This is a genomic window from Ruegeria sp. HKCCA6837 (assembly GCF_013034475.1).
Classification (GTDB): domain Bacteria; phylum Pseudomonadota; class Alphaproteobacteria; order Rhodobacterales; family Rhodobacteraceae; genus Ruegeria.
The window spans coordinates 1-17,981 of the sequence record NZ_WQGD01000023.1 but is presented as its reverse complement, the minus strand read 5'-3'; the positions used below and the strand labels follow the sequence as shown (position 1 = coordinate 17,981).

21 protein-coding genes are annotated in these 17,981 nt (G+C 53.9%); 9 read left to right on the top strand and 12 right to left on the bottom strand.

All coding sequences use genetic code 11. The annotated features are described in order from the left end of the window. The first annotated feature begins 128 nt into the window (after window positions 1-128). Complete coding sequence (locus tag GOV91_RS20600) at window positions 129-1,292, top strand: alanine--glyoxylate aminotransferase family protein (protein WP_170494810.1); 1,164 nt, start codon at window positions 129-131, stop codon at window positions 1,290-1,292. Here GOV91_RS20600 and GOV91_RS20595 read toward each other — a convergent pair. The 9 genes from GOV91_RS20595 to GOV91_RS20555 all read right to left on the bottom strand — a co-directional run bounded on the left by GOV91_RS20595 (window position 1,279) and on the right by GOV91_RS20555 (window position 9,135). Next, complete coding sequence (locus GOV91_RS20595; protein ID WP_170782365.1) at window positions 1,279-2,409, bottom strand: cytochrome-c peroxidase; 1,131 nt, start codon at window positions 2,407-2,409, stop codon at window positions 1,279-1,281. The two genes, GOV91_RS20600 and GOV91_RS20595, sit on opposite strands and share 14 nt — an antisense overlap. Further along, window positions 2,406-2,711: a hypothetical protein gene (locus tag GOV91_RS20590; protein ID WP_170711984.1), complete on the bottom strand. Its 306-nt coding sequence runs from the start codon at window positions 2,709-2,711 to the stop codon at window positions 2,406-2,408. Before GOV91_RS20590 ends, GOV91_RS20595 begins: the two co-directional genes overlap by 4 nt. Window positions 2,712-2,779: 68 nt before the next feature. After that, window positions 2,780-3,595 (bottom strand): amidohydrolase, encoded by an 816-nt coding sequence (locus GOV91_RS20585; protein ID WP_174836841.1) that lies wholly within the window; start codon window positions 3,593-3,595, stop codon window positions 2,780-2,782. Between the two features lie 12 nt (window positions 3,596-3,607). Further along, window positions 3,608-4,474: a dioxygenase gene (locus GOV91_RS20580; protein WP_170494822.1), complete on the bottom strand. Its 867-nt coding sequence runs from the start codon at window positions 4,472-4,474 to the stop codon at window positions 3,608-3,610. 10 nt (window positions 4,475-4,484) lie between these two features. Further along, the gene (locus GOV91_RS20575) at window positions 4,485-5,789 is read right to left on the bottom strand and encodes a TRAP transporter large permease (RefSeq protein WP_170494826.1); all 1,305 of its coding nucleotides are present in this window, start codon (window positions 5,787-5,789) and stop codon (window positions 4,485-4,487) included. Next, the gene (locus tag GOV91_RS20570; protein WP_170494830.1) at window positions 5,786-6,337 is read right to left on the bottom strand and encodes a TRAP transporter small permease subunit; all 552 of its coding nucleotides are present in this window, start codon (window positions 6,335-6,337) and stop codon (window positions 5,786-5,788) included. The genes GOV91_RS20575 and GOV91_RS20570 overlap by 4 nt, the downstream gene beginning before the upstream one ends. Before the next feature lie 30 nt (window positions 6,338-6,367). Then, on the bottom strand, window positions 6,368-7,441 hold the full coding sequence (locus tag GOV91_RS20565; protein ID WP_170494833.1) for a C4-dicarboxylate TRAP transporter substrate-binding protein: 1,074 nt from the start codon (window positions 7,439-7,441) through the stop codon (window positions 6,368-6,370). A gap of 147 nt (window positions 7,442-7,588) precedes the next feature. Beyond that, entirely contained in the window at window positions 7,589-8,254 is a 666-nt protein-coding gene (locus tag GOV91_RS20560) for a malonic semialdehyde reductase (RefSeq protein ID WP_170494835.1), read from the bottom strand. Then, window positions 8,251-9,135 carry a fumarylacetoacetate hydrolase family protein gene (locus GOV91_RS20555; RefSeq protein ID WP_170494838.1) on the bottom strand — a complete coding sequence of 295 codons (885 nt, stop codon included), beginning with the start codon at window positions 9,133-9,135 and terminating at the stop codon, window positions 8,251-8,253. The genes GOV91_RS20560 and GOV91_RS20555 overlap by 4 nt, the downstream gene beginning before the upstream one ends. Before the next feature lie 84 nt (window positions 9,136-9,219). Between GOV91_RS20555 and GOV91_RS20550 the strand changes: the two genes are divergently transcribed. The 5 genes from GOV91_RS20550 to yghX all read left to right on the top strand — a co-directional run bounded on the left by GOV91_RS20550 (window position 9,220) and on the right by yghX (window position 14,111). Next, a complete protein-coding gene (locus tag GOV91_RS20550) occupies window positions 9,220-9,606 on the top strand; it encodes a YciI family protein (RefSeq protein ID WP_170494841.1) in 387 nt (128 codons plus the stop codon). Further along, complete coding sequence (locus GOV91_RS20545; protein ID WP_254440740.1) at window positions 9,537-10,313, top strand: GntR family transcriptional regulator; 777 nt, start codon at window positions 9,537-9,539, stop codon at window positions 10,311-10,313. The genes GOV91_RS20550 and GOV91_RS20545 overlap by 70 nt, the downstream gene beginning before the upstream one ends. 1 nt (window position 10,314) lies before the next feature. Next, window positions 10,315-11,613: a malonyl-CoA decarboxylase gene (locus tag GOV91_RS20540; protein ID WP_170494848.1), complete on the top strand. Its 1,299-nt coding sequence runs from the start codon at window positions 10,315-10,317 to the stop codon at window positions 11,611-11,613. After that, window positions 11,610-13,133: a malonyl-CoA synthase gene (locus GOV91_RS20535; protein ID WP_171236827.1), complete on the top strand. Its 1,524-nt coding sequence runs from the start codon at window positions 11,610-11,612 to the stop codon at window positions 13,131-13,133. Before GOV91_RS20540 ends, GOV91_RS20535 begins: the two co-directional genes overlap by 4 nt. Before the next feature lie 90 nt (window positions 13,134-13,223). Next, window positions 13,224-14,111 carry a YghX family hydrolase gene (gene yghX / locus GOV91_RS20530; protein ID WP_170494854.1) on the top strand — a complete coding sequence of 296 codons (888 nt, stop codon included), beginning with the start codon at window positions 13,224-13,226 and terminating at the stop codon, window positions 14,109-14,111. A 464-nt stretch (window positions 14,112-14,575) separates the two neighbouring features. Here yghX and GOV91_RS20525 read toward each other — a convergent pair whose 3' ends face one another. After that, complete coding sequence (locus GOV91_RS20525) at window positions 14,576-15,487, bottom strand: LysR family transcriptional regulator (RefSeq protein WP_170620296.1); 912 nt, start codon at window positions 15,485-15,487, stop codon at window positions 14,576-14,578. 130 nt (window positions 15,488-15,617) lie between these two features. Here GOV91_RS20525 and GOV91_RS20520 point away from each other — a divergent pair, with 130 nt between their 5' ends. From GOV91_RS20520 to GOV91_RS20510, 3 genes are all read left to right on the top strand, one after another. Beyond that, window positions 15,618-15,842 carry a DUF1127 domain-containing protein gene (locus tag GOV91_RS20520; protein ID WP_170620196.1) on the top strand — a complete coding sequence of 75 codons (225 nt, stop codon included), beginning with the start codon at window positions 15,618-15,620 and terminating at the stop codon, window positions 15,840-15,842. After that, on the top strand, window positions 15,832-16,059 hold the full coding sequence (locus tag GOV91_RS20515) for a DUF1127 domain-containing protein (RefSeq protein WP_170611126.1): 228 nt from the start codon (window positions 15,832-15,834) through the stop codon (window positions 16,057-16,059). The genes GOV91_RS20520 and GOV91_RS20515 overlap by 11 nt, the downstream gene beginning before the upstream one ends. 181 nt (window positions 16,060-16,240) lie before the next feature. After that, window positions 16,241-16,792 carry a GNAT family N-acetyltransferase gene (locus tag GOV91_RS20510; protein WP_170712001.1) on the top strand — a complete coding sequence of 184 codons (552 nt, stop codon included), beginning with the start codon at window positions 16,241-16,243 and terminating at the stop codon, window positions 16,790-16,792. Between the two features lie 116 nt (window positions 16,793-16,908). On the opposite strand, the gene GOV91_RS20505 is transcribed toward GOV91_RS20510, so the two are convergent. Further along, window positions 16,909-17,616, bottom strand: coding sequence for an IS6 family transposase (locus tag GOV91_RS20505; RefSeq protein WP_171236826.1), 708 nt, complete (start codon window positions 17,614-17,616; stop codon window positions 16,909-16,911). A gap of 9 nt (window positions 17,617-17,625) precedes the next feature. Continuing rightward, a partial coding sequence (locus tag GOV91_RS20500; RefSeq protein WP_171236825.1) for a hypothetical protein occupies window positions 17,626-17,981 on the bottom strand: 356 nt, incomplete at its 5' end.

Here is a 17,981-nt window from a genome sequence, read left to right as displayed (position 1 = left end):
CGCCTTCCCTTCCCAACTAGCCAATTAGAAGCTTCACTTCACCGTTGACTGAATAATGAATTCATAATTAACTTTTGCCAATAGGTAATTGCGCCACTGTTTCGGCGCCAGCGTAAGGATCAATTCAGATGCGCCAGGCGGGCAGACATTTTTTGCAAATCCCAGGGCCAAGTGCCGTGCCGGAACGCATCCTGAAGGCCATAAGCATGCAGACCATCGATCACCGGGGGCCAGATTTTGCAGAAGTAGGCCACAAAGCCCTCGCTGGGATGAAAACAATTTTTAAGACAGAACAAAACGTCTTTATCTACCCTTCATCCGGTACAGGCGCGTGGGAAGCTGCGCTTGTGAACACAGTGTCGCCGGGCGGAAATGTTCTCATGTACGAAACAGGACATTTCGCATTCATGTGGTGCAACTTGGCTGAAAAAATAGGGTTACAGCCAGAGTTGATTGAAGGGGATTGGCGTGGCGGTGCGGACCCCAATCAGATAGAAGACCGCTTGCGCGCGGACAGTCAGCACGAGATCAAGGCGGTATGCGTCGTCCACAATGAAACTTCTACCGGGTCAGTCTCGCCTATTGAGGAAGTGCGCAGGGCAATAGACACGGCGAAACACCCTGCCCTTCTTTTGGTTGATTCAATCTCTGGCCTTGCATCGATCGATCTTAGGTTCGACGAATGGGGCGTAGATGTCTGTGTCTCCGGTTCGCAAAAAGGGATGATGCTACCGCCGGGTCTCAGCTTCAACGCTGTGAGCGATCGTGCTCTGGAACATTCAAAATCCGTGACCATGCCACGCAGCTATTGGAATTGGCAGGATATGGTCGAGCCGAACCAGAAAGGGTTCTTCCCTTATACCCCTGGCACCAATCTTATCTATGGATTGAATGAGGCCATCGATATGTTGCACGAGGAGGGGCTGGAGAACGTATTCGCTCGTCATGCCCGCCACGGAGCCGCGACTCGAGCTGCCGTGCAAGCATGGGGGCTTGAGGTATTGTGTGCCCGCCAAGGTCAGGAGTCAGGCGTACTGACCGCTGTCAAAGTGCCTGAGGGACATTCTGCTGATGCCTTTCGTGCGACTGCGCTGGAGCACTATGATATCTCACTCGGAAATGGTCTATCCAAAGTAGCCGACAAGGTATTCCGAATAGGTCACTTGGGCGATTTCAACGACCTGATGTTGATGGGCACACTCTCAGGCGTAGAAATGGGACTCGCCAAAAGTGGCGTGCCGCACACTACAGGCGGTACTCAGGCTGCATTGGAGTATCTCAAGGCCGCGTAACGCCGGACAGCGTCTCCAAAAACTCAACCAGGTCTGCAATCTCCTGCTCGGATAAATTCAGTTCAGAGAGTATGGCTTCGCCATCGGCGTGAAGCCTTTCTATATCAATTTCGTTATAGTGTCGGACCACGGCGTCCAGATCATCCAGGCTGCCGTCATGCATGTAGGGGGCGGTTTCGGCCACACCTCGAAGGCTGGGCGTACGAAAGGTTCCAAAATCGGAATGGCTCCTTCGTACATTTCGGACCGCCCACGCGCCTTTCTTTTCCGGATCGTCAGTCCAGTCTCCGTCCAATGTGTAAGGGCTGGAGAGCAAGAAGTTCAGCCCTCCGAACCGGCCATCGTCGACTTCGGTTTCACTCAGAAAATATGGCACGCCCGCGTCGTGGAATTCGTTGTTGGAAAATCTCGGGCCATTATGGCAGAACGCGCAATTCCCGCGCCCCAAGAAGAGCTGAAGCCCTCGCTGGGCAGCTTCGGGGTAGTTCGCAGCCTCTGCCAGATCGCTGCGCTCCAACGCGTCGCGAAAATCGTCAAATTGTGTCCGCTCGGTTACCAGCGTTTCCAGATAAGCTGATAGGGCTTTGGCAATGTTTACCAAGACCTGCTCTGTGTCTTGGCTTTGAACATCGCCAAAAATGACCTCAAAATCTTCAATGTACGTATTCTCGGAAATGGCTCTCATTAGGCTTTCTTTGCTGTGCGCCATCTCTTGTTCTTCAATGATCGGATGCAAGCTGGCAGCCCACAGATTATCGCTCTTTCCGCCCCACCCGTACCATCGCAGACCTGCCAGATTTCGCAGTGATGGCGTATTCCGATCCAAAATCACGCGACCGAATGTTCGTGCCTCGGAGTTGGTGAGTGCCTGCTCGGGGTCGTGACAACTTGCACAGGCAAATGCACCATCAATCGACAGCACGGGATCGTTGAACAAGGCCGCGCCGAGCGCAATCGCTCTGGAGTCACCTGAAACTCGATTGCTGGGGTCTGGCTGGTATGTTGGTGGCCACGGCCCGAAGGAAAGCGTTTGCTGTATTTCATCTTCGGACAACAGAACGTCTGAGTGCACCGCGACCGGAAGCGACACTAGCACGGCTGCGGCCCAGAGCTTCATTTTAGCGAAATCTCTGACGTGTAGGACACCGATCGCCCACGGAACTCAACGTCGGTCTGCAACTCCCACAGACCCGGCATGTGAAACAGCAAACCATCGACCCGGAACAGTCCGTCACCCAGTGCCGAAACTTCGGGAGCGTAGTTCAATCCGTGCTGGTGCGCGGGCATGAATGCATCAACACGCACCTCTTGAACCGTGGCTTCAGAGCAGACTGAAATCTGAATTGAAAACGGTTGGGCCAACGGAATTTCACCGACATCCACATAAACTTCAGGTGCATTTGGGGCTTGCGAACCCATGCGTTGCCCCACAGCGTCACAAGCAATTGCTGCGCCAGGGGAAGCAATAAGCCAGACAACCCAGCGGATCATTCTGATGCCAGCAAACGTTCTGCGTTGGCATACGCGATGTTGTCTGCAATCCGATCCGGCAGCAGATCCAGCCATTCGCGCGAAAAATCTGCATGCGGGCCGACGTAATACCAGCGCTCCGGCGCAAATGTATCGGTACCGACCATAAACCGATCAGGATGCGCTTCGAACGCAGCTTGCCAATCCGGATCGACACGGCCCCGCGAGACCATGTCGGAACGGAACGCCAGATCGGCCCAAAGCCGGGGATACGCATTTAAAGCGTCGACAACCTTTCCCGGATCGTCAAAGCCAGAATGTGCCCACAATACCCGAGCCTCCGGCCAGGTTTCGAAGATCAGGTCAACCGCGTCGCGATCACCGTGGTGGTGCAGAATCAGGTTCCTTTCTTTCGCCAGCGCGATCATATGTTGGATAACTGGCGTTTTTATATCGTCGCCATATGCGTGAAACTCTCCGATGGCTTCGTATTCGTTCTTGGCCAGATTTGCTTCCAGATAATCGATGACAGTTTCATCGTGCATCCAGGTGTTGATTTCACCTCGGCGACGATAAGGGCGAAGTGCCGGAACAACGATGTCCGGGGCTGCCGCCAATAACAGTTGAGTTCCATTGTCGTCCGAGCTGGAAACCAGTGCTTTCCTCACGCCTGCGTCTTGAAGGATTTTGGCCACTTGCTCTGGTGGAACCAGCTTTACGGCATCATGGCTGTAATGAATATGCGCATCGAAGATTGGTCGCTCGTCAGCGGTCGCCGCGCCGCAGAACAGCGCGGCACCTATGATGAAGGTATGTCTCAGCACCTCAAACATCCTCAACAACTATCAGGATTTTGCAAGCCTCACGTCGAAAGTCACGTGTAAGAAGGGTTCGGTAATCTTTCCAGAAAGCTCCATTCCTTCGGGAAATTCCGAAGCTGGTCGTTCCACATAGGTCATCACCAGGTCGTCCCGAACGCCAAACACCGTATCCTGATCCAGATAGGGATCGTCGTCGGGAAAAATCTCGGTCACCAAAGATCGGTGGCCGGGCGCCTTGACGATGTAATGCAGGTGCGACGGTCGCCATGGATGACGGCCACATGCCCGCAGAATATCCCCGACAGGCCCATCTGACGGCACGGTATACTCGACTGGTTTCACGGTGGTGAACGCGTACCGACCATCTTCACCAGTGGTCATCAGACCATGGAAAGAATACGTATCCTGTTCTTCATCCTGACTGGCATAAAGGCCATTCGGGGCCGTTTGCCAGATATCAAGCTCGGCCCCGGCAATCGGATTGCCTTCGGCATCGCGTATGACGCCCTCTGCAAGCAGCACCGGCCCGCCGTAGTCGCGTTTCATGTCGCCACCGATAGGCAAAGCAGGCGCGCCAGAGACGTGAAACGGGCCCAAAACGGAAGAGCTGGTCGCATCCGGGCTGGAATGCAGCATATCCACCAAAGAAGACAGGCCCAGGACGTCCGAGGCAAGCACAAACTCGTGCCGGTCCTCGGTTTCCACAGCGGCACAGCCCTCGAGAAACGCGATCCCAGCTCGCCATTCGTCATGCGTCAGGTTGGTTTCTCGGGCGAAGTCATGCAGGTGTTTGACAAGTGACCCCATGATTTCGCGCATCCGCGGATCGGTGTCCTTGGACAGGTATCCCATGAACACGTCGGTGATATTGTCTTTGGTGACAGAGCGCATCTGGGTCTCCTTAAATCAGGGCAAGGCTGAGGATCGGGAATTCGATCAGAATGAACAGGACGATCAGCATAACAAACGCAAAGGGCAGCGCGCCCATGAACACATCCTTGAGCGATATTCGGTCATCGTTGATCGTCGATTTGATGACGAAGCAAGATATGCCCAAAGGCGGGGTCAAAAGCCCGATTTCGGCGCCGACCACAGTGATAATGCCAAACCAGATCAACGACATGTCCAGGGCTTCGGCCATGGGCAGGAACAGCGGGACGACGATCAGAATGATGGACGCTGTATCGAGCAAAGTTCCCAGAAAAAGCATCAAGAGAACGTAGAGCAGCATGATCGACCAAAAGGACGCGGAATTTCCCGCGAGCAAATCCTGCAACTGATTGGGCAGCCCGGCCAGCCCCAGCATGCGACTATAGATCGAAGCCGCCGTAATCAGGAACAAGATCGCCGCTGTAATATGACCGGTTTCCAGCAACGCGTCCCAGAACGCTCTTGGTGTCATAGACTTGCGTACGACTGCGATCACGAGCGCAACCAGTGCCCCAGCGGCACCCGCCTCGACAGCGGTTAGCCACCCCGTGTAAATCCCGCCGAGCACGACTGTGATAATGAACAGTGTCGGCAGAGTTTTAGACGCGACCTCGCGGCCGGACATCCATTCGGTGTCTTCCACGACCCGACCGCCGACAAAAGCTGGTGTAAAACGGCCCATAACCCAGATCGCGGCGACGTAGGCAATGGCCAGCATGATCCCCGGAATGACGCCTGCCAGGAACATATCGCCCACGGATTGTTCGGCGACAAAGGAATAGATGATCAGCATGGCCGAAGGCGGGATGATCATACCCAAGACCGAAGACCCAGCGACCACCCCGACAGCAAAGCGCGGGTTGTAAGCCTGCGCCATCATCTGAGGAACCGAGACTTTGGTGAACACGGATGCAGAGGCTATTGACGACCCGGTTACGGCTGCAAAGACGGCGTTGGCTCCGACGGTTGCCATGCCGATGCCGCCTTTGACCTTGCGAAATCGCATGGTCATGACTTCGTAAATGTCCTTACCCAACCCGGCCTTCGAGACAATGAGACCCATAAAGGTGAACAGCGGAATGGTCGCGAAACTGTACTCCATCGCGCTGTCGCCGACCGCCACTTTCAGCAAGTTCAGCGCAAGTGTGAAGTTGTCCCGCATCAGCCAGATCGACACGAAGGACACGACGCCCAGCGCAATCGGAATGTAGACGCCTGCGTAAATCAGGAAAACGATTGCAACGACCGAGATCAGGCCAATCTCGATCGGAGTCATTCTGCGGCCTCGTCATGCTCGGGGGTGCGGACCAGTTGCGGGCGGTCCTGCGCCGTGACGACCTTGAGCAGGAAGATCACGCAGGCAAGCGCAGTCCCGCACGCGATGACCAATTTGACCGGCCACCAAGGCAATGTAAAAAGACCGGGCACTCCGAAGTAGTCCTGTGTTTCCCACATGTGAAGAAATTCTGGGAAGGTTACATAGGCGATCAAGGCCATGAAGATTGCCGAAATAGCGTTGATGATGCGCCTCAGGTTGGCTGTCAGACCGGGGCGACGATGGTGTAGCAGGTTCAGAAACCCATCTGAGCGCGTCAATCGATCCACTCTGACAACGTCGGCCAGCTGCAGGAACACGATCATCACGACCGAGAATTGCACCATCTCGTAGGTTCCGCGCAGTGGGGCCGAAAACAGGCCCCGCGCAATGACGTCAACATTCAGAATGACCACCAACGCTAGGACGACAAGCGTACCCAATGCGTTGGCGGCGATAGCAAGCGAATTGGCGACCCGCGACAGGACGGCAACTGCGGTCTTCAGCATGTCTGGCCCCTTTCTCGGGTCGCCGAACGATTATTCGGCCGTCCAGTCCCGCACACCAGTGAAACCAGCATCCTGAAGCTTGCCGAGATAAGCGGCCAGCATATCTGTGCCCTGCTCGCCGTTCTCATTCAGCGTTGCAGCCCATTCCTGCGCAACATTGGGCATCGCATTTGCCCACGCAGCGCGGTCTTCGTCCGAGATTTCAATGATCGATCCGCCAGCTTCTACAAATGCATCTCGCGACGCAGCGGCTCGATCCATTGCAATACCTGCCACGTGGTCACGGTAGTCGATAGCCACGGCCTGTAGTACTTCTTTGACCTCATCGGGCAGACTCGCCCAGTAGTCGGCATTGACGGTGACTGTTTTTGTATTCACCGCACCAAGGTCTGCCTTCAACATGTAAGGGGCCACTTCGACGATTTTGAACGTCTTGGAAGCTTCCGGCCAAATCATTACGCAATCGACAAGGCCGGTTTGAACCATGTTGTAGAAATCAGTGAGGCCTCCGCGTACGCCCGCCGCGTCCTTGATACCCTCGAGATAGCGCAGGTTCAGACCAGCACCCGCGATCTTGCGTCCTTCAAGGTCTGCAACTTTCTCGACCGGCTCTGAGCAAAACATCTGATAGGTGTCGAGCACAACGCCTGTCGCCAGATAGACTTGATTTTGCGCAGCGAACTCATTCTGCATCGCCGGATATTCTCGCGCGATCTCGTCGACCGCCTTGGCCACTGCGCGAGCATCCGACGCGACGAATGGTGTCGAGCCCGAGATCCCCTGGCTGGGCAGCTTGGACGAATGGAAGATGGTTGTGACGATACCAATGTCGCCCAAACCCAACTGTACGCCTTCCAGAACACCTTTGGGTTTTACAATAGAACCGCCATAGTTCTCCTGCCAGTTCATCTTGTAATTGCCGGACTCGGCCAACCGCTTATCCACTTCAGGAATAAAGAAGTTTGTGAATTCTTTCACCCACAAGGCCCGGTCTGGGTAACCATCAATTACGACAGCTGAAATGGTCTCTTCCGCTGCGACTGACAGTGCCATAGTGCCTGCCACGGCAACACCCAGCAGACTGCACTTGGTCCAGTTTTTCATTATCTCTCCTCCCAGAAAGTTTGATCTTGTTGCCCTTTATTTGTTCGCCTTGAACCCCGGCAGTCAGTCCTTTCCACACCAACCGATTTGCGCAGCATTGCGACGGCAAAGTACTTGGCCGATTGGCCGCCCACTTGCGTCATTTCCTCATGCATAAGAACAAACCTTGTCGAACGGAAATCGCGGCAGTTTGTGAAACAAACCCGTTTCATCGGCGTAACCTAGATTGCACAGAAAGTTCGATTTGAGGGTGGTTCCTGCAAAGAACTCCTCGTCGACAATCTTGTTCGAAAAGCCTGACATGGCACCAACGTCCAACCCAACGGCCCGTGCCGCGATCATGAAGTAGGCGCCCTGAAGCGTACCATTGCGAAACGCCGTATCAGCCACGTAATCGGGATTGTTTTCGAACAACGGCCGACGATCTTCGTGTGGGAAAAGGAAGGGCAGTTCCTTCCAGAAGTCCATGTCGTAGGCAATTATGGCCGTGACTGGCGCGCCCATCATCTTTGGCACGTTCTTTGGCTTCAAAGACTTGGCAAGCCGCACTTTGCCCTCGGCACTTTTCACGAAAATGAACCGCGCAGGCAGTGTATTCATACTGGTCGCGCCGTTGATCGTGATGTCGTAAATCTCTTCAAGCAACGCGTCGGAAACCGGCTTGTTTGTCCACGCATAGTGCGACCGGGACTCGCGCAGAATCAAGGCGATTGCGTCATCCGACAGACGAGGAATGCGCGCGCGCAGTTCGCGATGATCTTGCTGCGCCTTGGCGCGAAGTGCCTCCAGCTCTGCCCCGGTCGGTGCGCTCATTCTGCCGCCACCTTTGACCTATTGTCTTTTTCGTCCACGATCGGGCTGGAACAGACGCCGATACCTTCGATCTCGACCTCAACGGTTTCTCCCGGCTTCAACCAGCGAGGGTCGGGTTTTTTGGCGTGGCCCACGCCCGGCGGTGTTCCCAATGCAACCAGATCTCCCGGTTCCAGGGTCATGAATTCCGAAATTGTCGCGATCACCTGGCGGACACCCCAGATCATGTTGGCGGTGTTCGAACTTTGCAGGATTTCGTCCCCCACGCGGCTTTCGATCTTGAGGCCCGAAGCGCCTTCGGGCAACTCATCCTGAGTCACGGTGAAGGGGCCAATTGCGCCCGTGTCGTCAAAGTTCTTACCCGGCGTCCACTGAACCGTTTTGCGTTGATAGTCCCGCACCGATCCATCGTTGAAAACGGTATAACCAAACACATGATCCAGCGCCTTTTCTTCCGAGATATGGCGACCGCGTTTCCCAACGATCAGCATCAATTCCGCTTCATAATCGAAATGCTCGGAAGCCGCCGGTCGCACCATGGGTTTGCCTGCCGCCATGATTGAGTTCTTTCCGCGCATGAACAGCGTGGGGTACTCGGGAACGTCGTATCCACCTTCTTTGATATGGTCGGTATAGTTCAATCCCATGCAAACAATGGTGCCGGGGGCGGCCACCGGCAATGCCGGCGTGATAGTCGAGACTGGCACAGGCACCGCTGCTGAGATTTTATCGGCCAGTGAGTCGCTCAAACCAGGATCGGCAATCAATCCCATCAGATCTGTGCCGACACCAGAGTCCAAAGCCGTTAAATTTACTGCTTTTTCGCCGTTCACGGCAAACACCGCGGTACCTTCCAAAGTCTCTCCCACTAGGTATTTCATTTTCATCATCCATATCAGTTTGCTTGATTTTTGCCGATTATTTTGCCATGTGTCAATTAATATCGATTTTATTGGAGGGCGCAGATGGTTGCCTGGGCAGACTACAAATCAGAAGCACAGAGCCGCGGCGCACTTGCTTTGGAGCTTTACGTTGCACACAGCACGCCTGCCAAAGCGCCCGAAGACGTGAAGGCATCACTTCCTGATCACCTGGCATATCAGGCGCAGCTTGAACGTTCGGGTCAGCTGGCTTTTGCCGGACCAATGTCGGATGAAACCGGTGAGCATATGCAGGGAATGGGCCTGATCATCTACCGCGCCGACAGTCTCGAAGCCGCCCGAAAGCTGGCAGAGGATGACCCGATGCACAAAAGCGGGGCGCGCAGCTTTGTACTTCGGCGATGGATGATAAACGAAGGCTCATTGAACATCTCGATCGGACTATCGACTGGAATGAGCGCTCTCAGCTAAGAGCCCCAGAAGATTGCGCCACGAAGAAGGGAAAGCCAGATATGGACGCCATGCTTGATACCGAGGGCAAAGAGACTTCCGCCACTCATGGTGCGTATCGAAGGCTGCGCGAAATGATTCTGACTGGCGAGCTGCCACCCGGTCAAAAGCTCAAGATCGAGCAGCTCCGCGGGCTACTGGACACTGGCGCAAGCCCAGTTCGCGAAGCCCTAAGCCTTTTGACCTCGGATATGCTGGTGGAACGAATTGACCAGCGTGGCTTCAGGGCGGCGCCAGTCAGCAAATCCAACTTCGAGGAAATACTGTTGCTCCGATGCAACCTCGAGGAAACAGCGCTGCGCGCTTCCATCGCTAATGCAGATGGAGCTTGGGAGGACAGGCTTGTTTTGCGGCATCACCATATGAAAAAGGCCAGTCAAAAAAGTGCACCAGACTTCGAAGACGCCCACAAAGTGTTTCATATGGCCTTGTTGGAAAATGCAAAACTGCCGTTGCTGCTACGGTATTGCTCGCAGCTTTATGACCTCAACATTCGCTATCGTTATCTGGCGGCGGGAGGGCCCAGTTACAAAAAGCGCGATATCGCTGCCGAACACCAGCAAATCCTGGATGCCGCACTCGACCACGATGCAGACAGCGCGACCCGGCACTTGCTCAACCACTACCGCCGAACGGGTGAGTACCTGAGCAGTCAGATGGAGTCCTGAAATGCAGCGGAACTGGTTTCTGGGCGATCTGCTGAATCAGCTGTTCGATCGTCCCGGCAAAAAGCGCGGCAACGATGACTATCGATCCATTGCAGAGCTTTGTGAGGCCTTGTTGTCCGCCGAAGGCGAAGTATCGGGCTTCACCCTCGCCTCCACAATTCTTGATCGGTTCCAGACCTTAGAAGACCCCGAGAAATTGGAGTTTTTTGCCTATTTGAATGACCAGCTTGAGCTGGACGCGGATCAGCTTGCCGAAGTGGCTAGCCTCTATGCCAACGACAGAAGTGTCAATTTATATCAGAAGCTTAGCGAATTCGCGGAACCCAAACGGCAAGAGTTGTTGCGCCGATTGAACCAACCATCCGGCGCGACACAAGAACTCGTAGCAATGCGCGTTGACCTATTGCGCTTTCTTAAATCCAACCCCGAGCTCAAACGAACAGATATTGATTTCGTTCATTTGCTGAGAAGTTGGTTCAATCGGGGCTTTCTTGTCCTCAAACAAATCAGCTGGGATACCCCTGCCCGCGTTTTGGACAAGATCGTTGCCTACGAAGCGGTCCATCAAATCAACGATCTGGATGATCTGCGACGCAGGCTCTACCCGCCGGATCGTCGTTGCTTTGCATTCTTCCATCCTTCGATGCCAGATGAGCCGCTGATTTTTGTCGAAGTTGCTCTGACGGCTGAAGTTCCAGACGCAATCGATGCGCTTTTGTCTGAAGATCGGGAACCGATCGAACCCGAACAAGCGAAAGTCGCGGCGTTCTACTCTATCTCGAATTGCCAGAAAGGTTTAACCGGTATCAGCTTTGGCAATCTGTTGATCAAACAGGTTGTAACTGAGCTGTCGCGAGAACTTGAGGGGCTTGATACATTTGTGACCTTGTCGCCGATACCGGGACTGAACCGTTGGCTAGAAGGCGAAACAGACAATCCTGAGCACGGCCACGTCGCCGAGGCCGTACTTGCGGCAACAACCTCGCCGCAAGATTTGCGCGCAATGGCCGCCCGGTACCTGTTGTTCGCCAAGCGCGAGGATGGGATGCCGTTGGATCCCGTGGCCCGCTTTCACCTCGGAAACGGTGCCGAGTTGCACGAGTTGCACGCCGAAGCCGATTTGTCACCGAACGGACGATCACAATCCGGCGGTGCGATGGTGAACTACCTGTACGATTTAAACAAAACAGAACGTCATCACGAAGAGTTCGCGACACATTCGACGATCGAAGCCTCGCGTTCTGTTCGCGCGGCCTCAACCGCTGCGCTTGCGACCAAGCCAAGGGAAAATACCGCGTGACCAACACTCTATACGACAGCCTGTTTGCCCGGCATGAGGGCAACGAGGCTCCGTTCCTGCAACTCGACGATGATCAGGTTGTGTCCTATGACGCGTTTTTGAAGCGCACCGCGCAGGTCGCGCATGTTTTGCAAAACAACGGCGTTTCACCAGGCGATCGCATCGTTGTGCAAGCGCCCAAGTTGGCCGATACGATTGCACTCTACGCCGCTTCGGTACAGGCAGGTGCAGTCTATCTGCCGCTTAACACTGCCTACACATTGGCAGAGTTGGACTATTTCATCTCTGATGCCCAACCTTCGATGATCGTTTGCGATAGCAGAGACGAAATTGAAGTCGGAAAATTGGCGGCTCGGTCTGGGGCGAAGCTGCGGACACTCGGCGGCGTTTACCCTAGCCTGAGCAGCGAGGCCGACGCGCAGCCCTGCGTATTCGAAACCGTGGATCGCGCTCCGGACGATCTTGCCGCGTTGCTCTACACATCAGGCACCACAGGCCGTTCCAAAGGCGCAATGCTGAGCCATCAAAACCTATTGTCCAACGCCCAAGCTCTTGTTGGTCTGTGGGGTATCACAAACGACGATCGCTTGGTTCACGCGCTGCCGATCTTTCACACGCACGGGCTTTTCGTGGCGATGAATACGTCACTACTCGCCGGTGCCAGAGTTCGCCTTATGCAAAAGTTCGACCTCGGCGCCATCCTGGATGAATTGCCCAAGTCAACCCATTTGATGGGGGTTCCCACTTTCTATACCAGACTGTTGGCAGACGACCGGTTCACAAAAGAGATCACAGGGAACATGCGCCTGTTCGTCTCGGGCTCTGCCCCCCTGCTTGCCGAAACCCATCAGGCATTCGAAACGCGCACCGGCCACCGAATACTTGAGCGCTATGGCATGACCGAGACAAACATGAACACCTCTAACCCCTATAGTGGCGAACGTCGCGCGGGAACTGTTGGCATGGCACTGCCCGGCATCGAGGTGATCGTGACACATACGAAAACCGGAGAACCACTTCCCCCGGGCGAAGTTGGAATGATCGAAGTCCGCGGCCCCAACGTGTTCAAAGGCTATTGGCAGATGCCCGAGAAAACCGCCGAAGAGTTACGAGAGAACGGGTTCTTCATCACCGGGGACTTGGGCCAATTCAGCGAGGACAGCTATCTATCGATTGTGGGGCGGTCGAAAGACTTGATCATTACCGGGGGTTACAACGTGTATCCCAAAGAAATTGAAGAGATACTGAACGACATCGACGGTGTTCTGGAATCGGCGGTTTTCGGCGTCCCCGACAACGATTTTGGCGAAGCAATCATCGCCGCTCTGGTTATTGAGCCAAGCGTAAAACTTGAAGCGGATCAGATTGCTGAGACCATCAGGGACAAGCTGTCGCGCTTCAAACATCCGCGCCGCTACGAATTCGTCTCGGAATTGCCGCGAAACACTATGGGAAAAGTTCAAAAGAACGTGCTGCGCGAACGGTACGCGGACATGGAACTGTCGCCGGCAGAATCTTAGTAAGCCCATCCAGACGCTCAATCAAATAAAGACTTTCAGATCGGATACTACCCTCCCCTTCAGACTGCCAAACTCATTAGGAGATCCATAATGACCCGCATGACGGCAAAAGACTTCGACCAGGAACTTCTGGACCTGTACGACTTTTACGCGCACGGCAAGATCACCAAGCGCCAATTCCTGGATCGCGCCGGAAAGTTCGCGGTCGGCGGCGTGACAGCGGTTGCGTTGCTGAACATGCTCAGCCCGAATTATGCGATGGCTCAGCAAGTGTCATTCAACGATCCCGATATCCACGCAGACTACATTACCTATCCGTCACCCAATGGAACCGGTGATGTCCGAGGGTATCTTGTCCGGCCCGCTGGCGTTGAAGAGCCCCTACCTGGGGTGCTGGTGATCCACGAAAACCGCGGTTTGAATCCTTACATCGAGGATGTGGCGCGCAGGTTGGCAAAAGCCGGATTTATGGCGTTGGCCCCCGACGGCCTGACATCGGTTGGCGGCTACCCGGGCAACGACGCCGATGGGCGCGAGTTGCAAAAGACAGTGGACCGTGTCGAGTTGATGAACGATTTCTTCAATGGGTTTGAATACCTGTTGAACCGAGATGACAGCACCGGAAAGGTCGGCGCAGTGGGTTTCTGCTATGGCGGCGGTGTAGTCAGTGCAATTGCCGTGGCCTACCCGGAACTGGCCGCAGGCGTGCCGTTCTATGGTCGCCAGCCAGCAGCTGAGGATGTAGCCAAAATTCAAGCGCCGTTACTAATTCAGATGGGAGAGCTTGATGAGCGCATCAACGCAGGTTGGCCGGATTTTGAGGCTGCTCTGCAGGCCAACGACAAAGTATACGAGGCATATATATACAAAAACGCCAACCACGGTTTTCATAACGACAGTACGCCACGCTATGATGAGGAAATGGCAAACCTAGCCTGGGACCGCACAATTGATTGGTTCAACACCTATCTGAAGTAATTGGTACAAGCTACCAAGCCAGTCATGCGTTGATATCTTTTCGTTGAAATCCTCGGCCCATCTTGGCCAAGACCTTAGAAGCTACAGTAACTTGAACTTCGCAGTTAGAGATTCTGCGACAAGGTCTTGGCCCGCAATCCCTACTATTGGATGTTTTTATGGTTTCGAAACCATGGACGGATATTGTCGAAGCGGTTTTAGATGAAGCGATTCATCGTTAAGTGTTCAGCTCATCTGCGGGTTAAACGCACTATCACTTTTATGCCGCTGATATCAGCCATTGATAACGCGTTCGGAGAAGGCAGCTAGGTGACCGAAATGACCTATGTAGTGTTTTTTGATCAATGCCAGGTTTTCGATGGAGGTACCCCTTCAGTTCTCTTCCAATGTCGGCCGGAATTTTAACCACTCACAGCGGACGGGACCGGAATATTTTGGACAACTACGACCGTTTCTATGCGTAGTTAGCCGTTCCTTTGGTTCTCTTCGGCATCCCGAAACCGCCGCGCGAGATAATCCACAAACGCGCGCGTTTTTGGTGCCAGATTCCTCCGTTCGGCAAACATTACGACAATATCCGTGCTGGGAGGTGCATACTCCGGCATGACATGGACAAGTTCGCCAGAGAGAAATTTCCTGTTTGCCATATAGCAGGGCAGCCGTGCGATGCCGATACCAGCCAGAGCGGCTCTAAAGACGACATCGGTGCTGTTCCCCTCAAAGCTGCCCGTTGCTTCAAACTTTTCGCCTGCGTTCGGTTCGATGCTGTTCCAAGCGTTCCGTTGGCTTCTCCCAGCAACTCTCAGGCAATTGTGCTCAGCCAGTTCGGCAAAATTCGACGGCGTTCCACAACGCTCAAGGTATTCAGGTGAGGCACATAGCACCCTTCGACTCTGCATAACGCGCCTAATGACCATATCTGGATTCTTCCGTTGTTCCGCAAAGCAGATCGCCGCGTCGAACCCTTCGCTCCGAAGATCAATTTCTCGGTCGGTCAGATTTAAAGACATTTCTACCTCTGGGTTCTCTTTCATGAACTCTGGGAGGGCAGGAATCAGTTGGGACTTACCGAATGCAACAGTGGATGCGATCCTGAGTTCTCCGCGTGGGACACCGTCAAAGCTGTGGATCATCGCTTTGGCTTCATTGAATTTGTCAGCCATCTCTTTGCATTTTTCATAGAAATCTTGGCCTTCCCGCGTTGGAGAGACACCCGTTCTGGTACGATTCAGAAGGCGGTAGTGCACCTGATCTTCAAGTAACCCGATCTGCTTACTTACTGCTGATGGGGTCTGCCCCATTGATCTTGCAGCCGCAGAAATACTGCCCTGCTCGACAACCGTCGCATAGATTAGCATTTGCGCAGAAATGTCCATGTCATAACCTTTGCTGTTCCAATATGGCATGGGGCCTTTGCCAAAATGGCGAGTTGTGAGCGCTACCAAATGCCTTTATCTCTGCATTGCAGCATAAATACTGCATTGCAGCAATGGACGAGGCAATATCATGGCAATTACTCGATCAAACAGCGCGCTGGATGTCGTTTTCGAAGCTGGCCGCACGTTCTTTCATCAAAAGCTGGACACGATACGCAAGGCACAGGCCAAACGCAGGGTTTATCGCGAAACTTATTATGAACTCTCGGTGCTATCTGACCGTGACTTAATAGATTTGGGCATTCCGCGCAGTAGCATCAAAAGACTTGCTATGGAGGCTGCATATGGCTGCTAACACCCAAACGGCTGGTACAGATCGTGGTCACGCCATTGCCCTATCAATCAGCTTCTTGGCGTGGATCAGATCCACGGCAAAAGCTGCCTTGAAAGCACTGAAATTGGCCCGGATGCTCTCTGCGCTTTCAAATATGAGCGATTACCAACTCTCTCAGATCGGAATTTCGCGATCTGAGATACCGGAATATGCCGGAAAATTGATGGCTGACGAATAGGTAAGCGAGCCCTCAGGTCCAAAAGCTTACACGAAAAATGCTGGTTCTCGCTCCTCCCAGAGTAAGCCAGCATGAGCGGCGGCGAAAAAGCCAACAGGGAGCGCCAACGCACGGGCCAGCATTTTCAACTCCTCCCGAAAGTGCTGGCCCAAACCAACCTGCCAAGCAGGAGCCCCGAAAAATGAGCGATAGGAGAACTTCACAAGATCTGGTCGTCCGTCGTCTCGGTTTCGGCGATCAAGATAACATCTGTGATCATTTTCTGCGGTTAGATGTCCGAACGCGGCGGGCACGGTTTTGTGGAGCCGTCGACGACAATGGTGTCTTGAGTTACGCACAGAATATCCTTCGGTACGACAGTATCGCTTGTGGAGCGTTTGTCTGGGGCCAATTGAGAGGCCTTGTCGAACTGCGCGGCCTCTTTCATTCATGGCCATCAAAGCCAGAGGCTGCACTCTCTGTCGAAGCCGAGTGGCAAGGCATTGGGATTGGCGACGCTTTGTTTCAACTGATGTACGCGATGGCGCAGAACAGAGGCGTCCGGACTATCCAAATGATGTGCCTGAAGGAAAACCGCCACTTGCGCTATCTTGCGGCGAAACATAGTGCGCAGTTTGTAGCTGACGCGGATATTGTTGAAGCAATCATGCACCCCAACTGGCCGACGCCCGCGTCAATTGCCATTGAGATTATCGCTGAAACTAGGGCACACTCACATCTGCTTTTTACTTAGACGACCAATAGCACACTGCGTATTGCGGTCGTTTAATTGGACTTAAGCGAATGACCTTTTCTAGGTGCTGTCAGACGAATTCGAACCAGTCTCAGTTTGCCGCGGAAACCGCGAACCTATCCGGAACAAAGTTGACGCCACTCGCTAAGAGCGGCGGCGCGGGTCAGCTTGAAGGTGTCTCGACTGGCTAGCGATCTTTCCTGGTTGAAGTGGTTGTAGACAGAGGAATGGACGGAGGCGAATTTCTGTAAACTTCGCATGCGCCTGAAACGTTGCATCGCGCGTTCGCGTCGTCGAAATGGGAGGTGCGAATTCTCGACGCGGTTGTTGAGCCACCTGCCCTTCCTTTGTTTTTCAAGCGCGCCCATTTCTCTGAGCGCAGCCTTGTAGGAAGCGAAGCGATCTGTGACGATCTCTTCGGCGCAACCGTGTCGCTTCATCAATTTCTTTAGGAATTTCAGTGCTGCAGCTTTGTTTCGACGCTTCGTGACGACGGCCTCAAGCACTTCACCTTCGTGATCGACGGCACGCCAGAGGTAGTAGCGTTTGCCGTTCACTTTCACGAATACTTCGTCCACATGCCACTTCCATTTTGAAAAGGCGCGCAGTTGCTGAACACGCTTCCGTCGGATCTCAGCTGCAAACATTGGACCAAACCTGTTCCACCAATATCGGACAGTTTCGTGGCTAACGTCGATGCCTCGCTCGTGCAACAGATCTTCGACATTCCGAAGCGAGAGCGGGAAACGGATGTACAGCATAACCGCCAGGCGGATGATCTCTGGGCTGGTTTTAAAGTATTTGAAAGACGTGGGTCTGGTCATGGGCAAAAGCTACGCAACCACCCTGCCCGCCTCAAGCAAAGTTCTTCTGACAAGACCGTCATTGTCACCAAAAGATAAGGTTAGCCCCGCTTCCAGAGCTTGTCCCTTTGGATAGTTTTGCCCGTAAAGATATGTCAGGCCAACGACACTCGCGTCACTGGATAGTGGAACGCCACCACTGACTGAATCCGCTTTTGAAAGGCGATAGTCCAGCAGAAGATATCCATAACGGGCCACATCCCGGATCACGGGGTAACCCATCGCGACTGTGAAGTTCTCGCCGTCAATATCTGTTCTCGCAAAGTCCCCCGAGAGGTCACGTTTTGCGTTTATGTTCCCGTAGAAGATCTCACCGTACAGACCAT

Bases quoted from the DNA above. Each gene is read 5' to 3' on its own strand.
- GOV91_RS20600 (WP_170494810.1), top strand. From the start codon at position 129: ATGCGCCAGGCGGGCAGACATTTTTTGCAAATCCCAGGGCCAAGTGCC.
- GOV91_RS20595 (WP_170782365.1), bottom strand. From the start codon at position 2,409: ATGAAGCTCTGGGCCGCAGCCGTGCTAGTGTCGCTTCCGGTCGCGGTG.
- GOV91_RS20590 (WP_170711984.1), bottom strand. From the start codon at position 2,711: ATGGGTTCGCAAGCCCCAAATGCACCTGAAGTTTATGTGGATGTCGGT.
- GOV91_RS20585 (WP_174836841.1), bottom strand. From the start codon at position 3,595: ATGTTTGAGGTGCTGAGACATACCTTCATCATAGGTGCCGCGCTGTTC.
- GOV91_RS20580 (WP_170494822.1), bottom strand. From the start codon at position 4,474: ATGCGCTCTGTCACCAAAGACAATATCACCGACGTGTTCATGGGATAC.
- GOV91_RS20575 (WP_170494826.1), bottom strand. From the start codon at position 5,789: ATGACTCCGATCGAGATTGGCCTGATCTCGGTCGTTGCAATCGTTTTC.
- GOV91_RS20570 (WP_170494830.1), bottom strand. From the start codon at position 6,337: ATGCTGAAGACCGCAGTTGCCGTCCTGTCGCGGGTCGCCAATTCGCTT.
- GOV91_RS20565 (WP_170494833.1), bottom strand. From the start codon at position 7,441: ATGAAAAACTGGACCAAGTGCAGTCTGCTGGGTGTTGCCGTGGCAGGC.
- GOV91_RS20560 (WP_170494835.1), bottom strand. From the start codon at position 8,254: ATGAGCGCACCGACCGGGGCAGAGCTGGAGGCACTTCGCGCCAAGGCG.
- GOV91_RS20555 (WP_170494838.1), bottom strand. From the start codon at position 9,135: ATGAAATACCTAGTGGGAGAGACTTTGGAAGGTACCGCGGTGTTTGCC.
- GOV91_RS20550 (WP_170494841.1), top strand. From the start codon at position 9,220: ATGGTTGCCTGGGCAGACTACAAATCAGAAGCACAGAGCCGCGGCGCA.
- GOV91_RS20545 (WP_254440740.1), top strand. From the start codon at position 9,537: ATGGATGATAAACGAAGGCTCATTGAACATCTCGATCGGACTATCGAC.
- GOV91_RS20540 (WP_170494848.1), top strand. From the start codon at position 10,315: ATGCAGCGGAACTGGTTTCTGGGCGATCTGCTGAATCAGCTGTTCGAT.
- yghX (WP_170494854.1), top strand. From the start codon at position 13,224: ATGACCCGCATGACGGCAAAAGACTTCGACCAGGAACTTCTGGACCTG.
- GOV91_RS20525 (WP_170620296.1), bottom strand. From the start codon at position 15,487: ATGGACATTTCTGCGCAAATGCTAATCTATGCGACGGTTGTCGAGCAG.
- GOV91_RS20520 (WP_170620196.1), top strand. From the start codon at position 15,618: ATGGCAATTACTCGATCAAACAGCGCGCTGGATGTCGTTTTCGAAGCT.
- GOV91_RS20515 (WP_170611126.1), top strand. From the start codon at position 15,832: ATGGCTGCTAACACCCAAACGGCTGGTACAGATCGTGGTCACGCCATT.
- GOV91_RS20510 (WP_170712001.1), top strand. From the start codon at position 16,241: ATGAGCGATAGGAGAACTTCACAAGATCTGGTCGTCCGTCGTCTCGGT.
- GOV91_RS20505 (WP_171236826.1), bottom strand. From the start codon at position 17,616: ATGACCAGACCCACGTCTTTCAAATACTTTAAAACCAGCCCAGAGATC.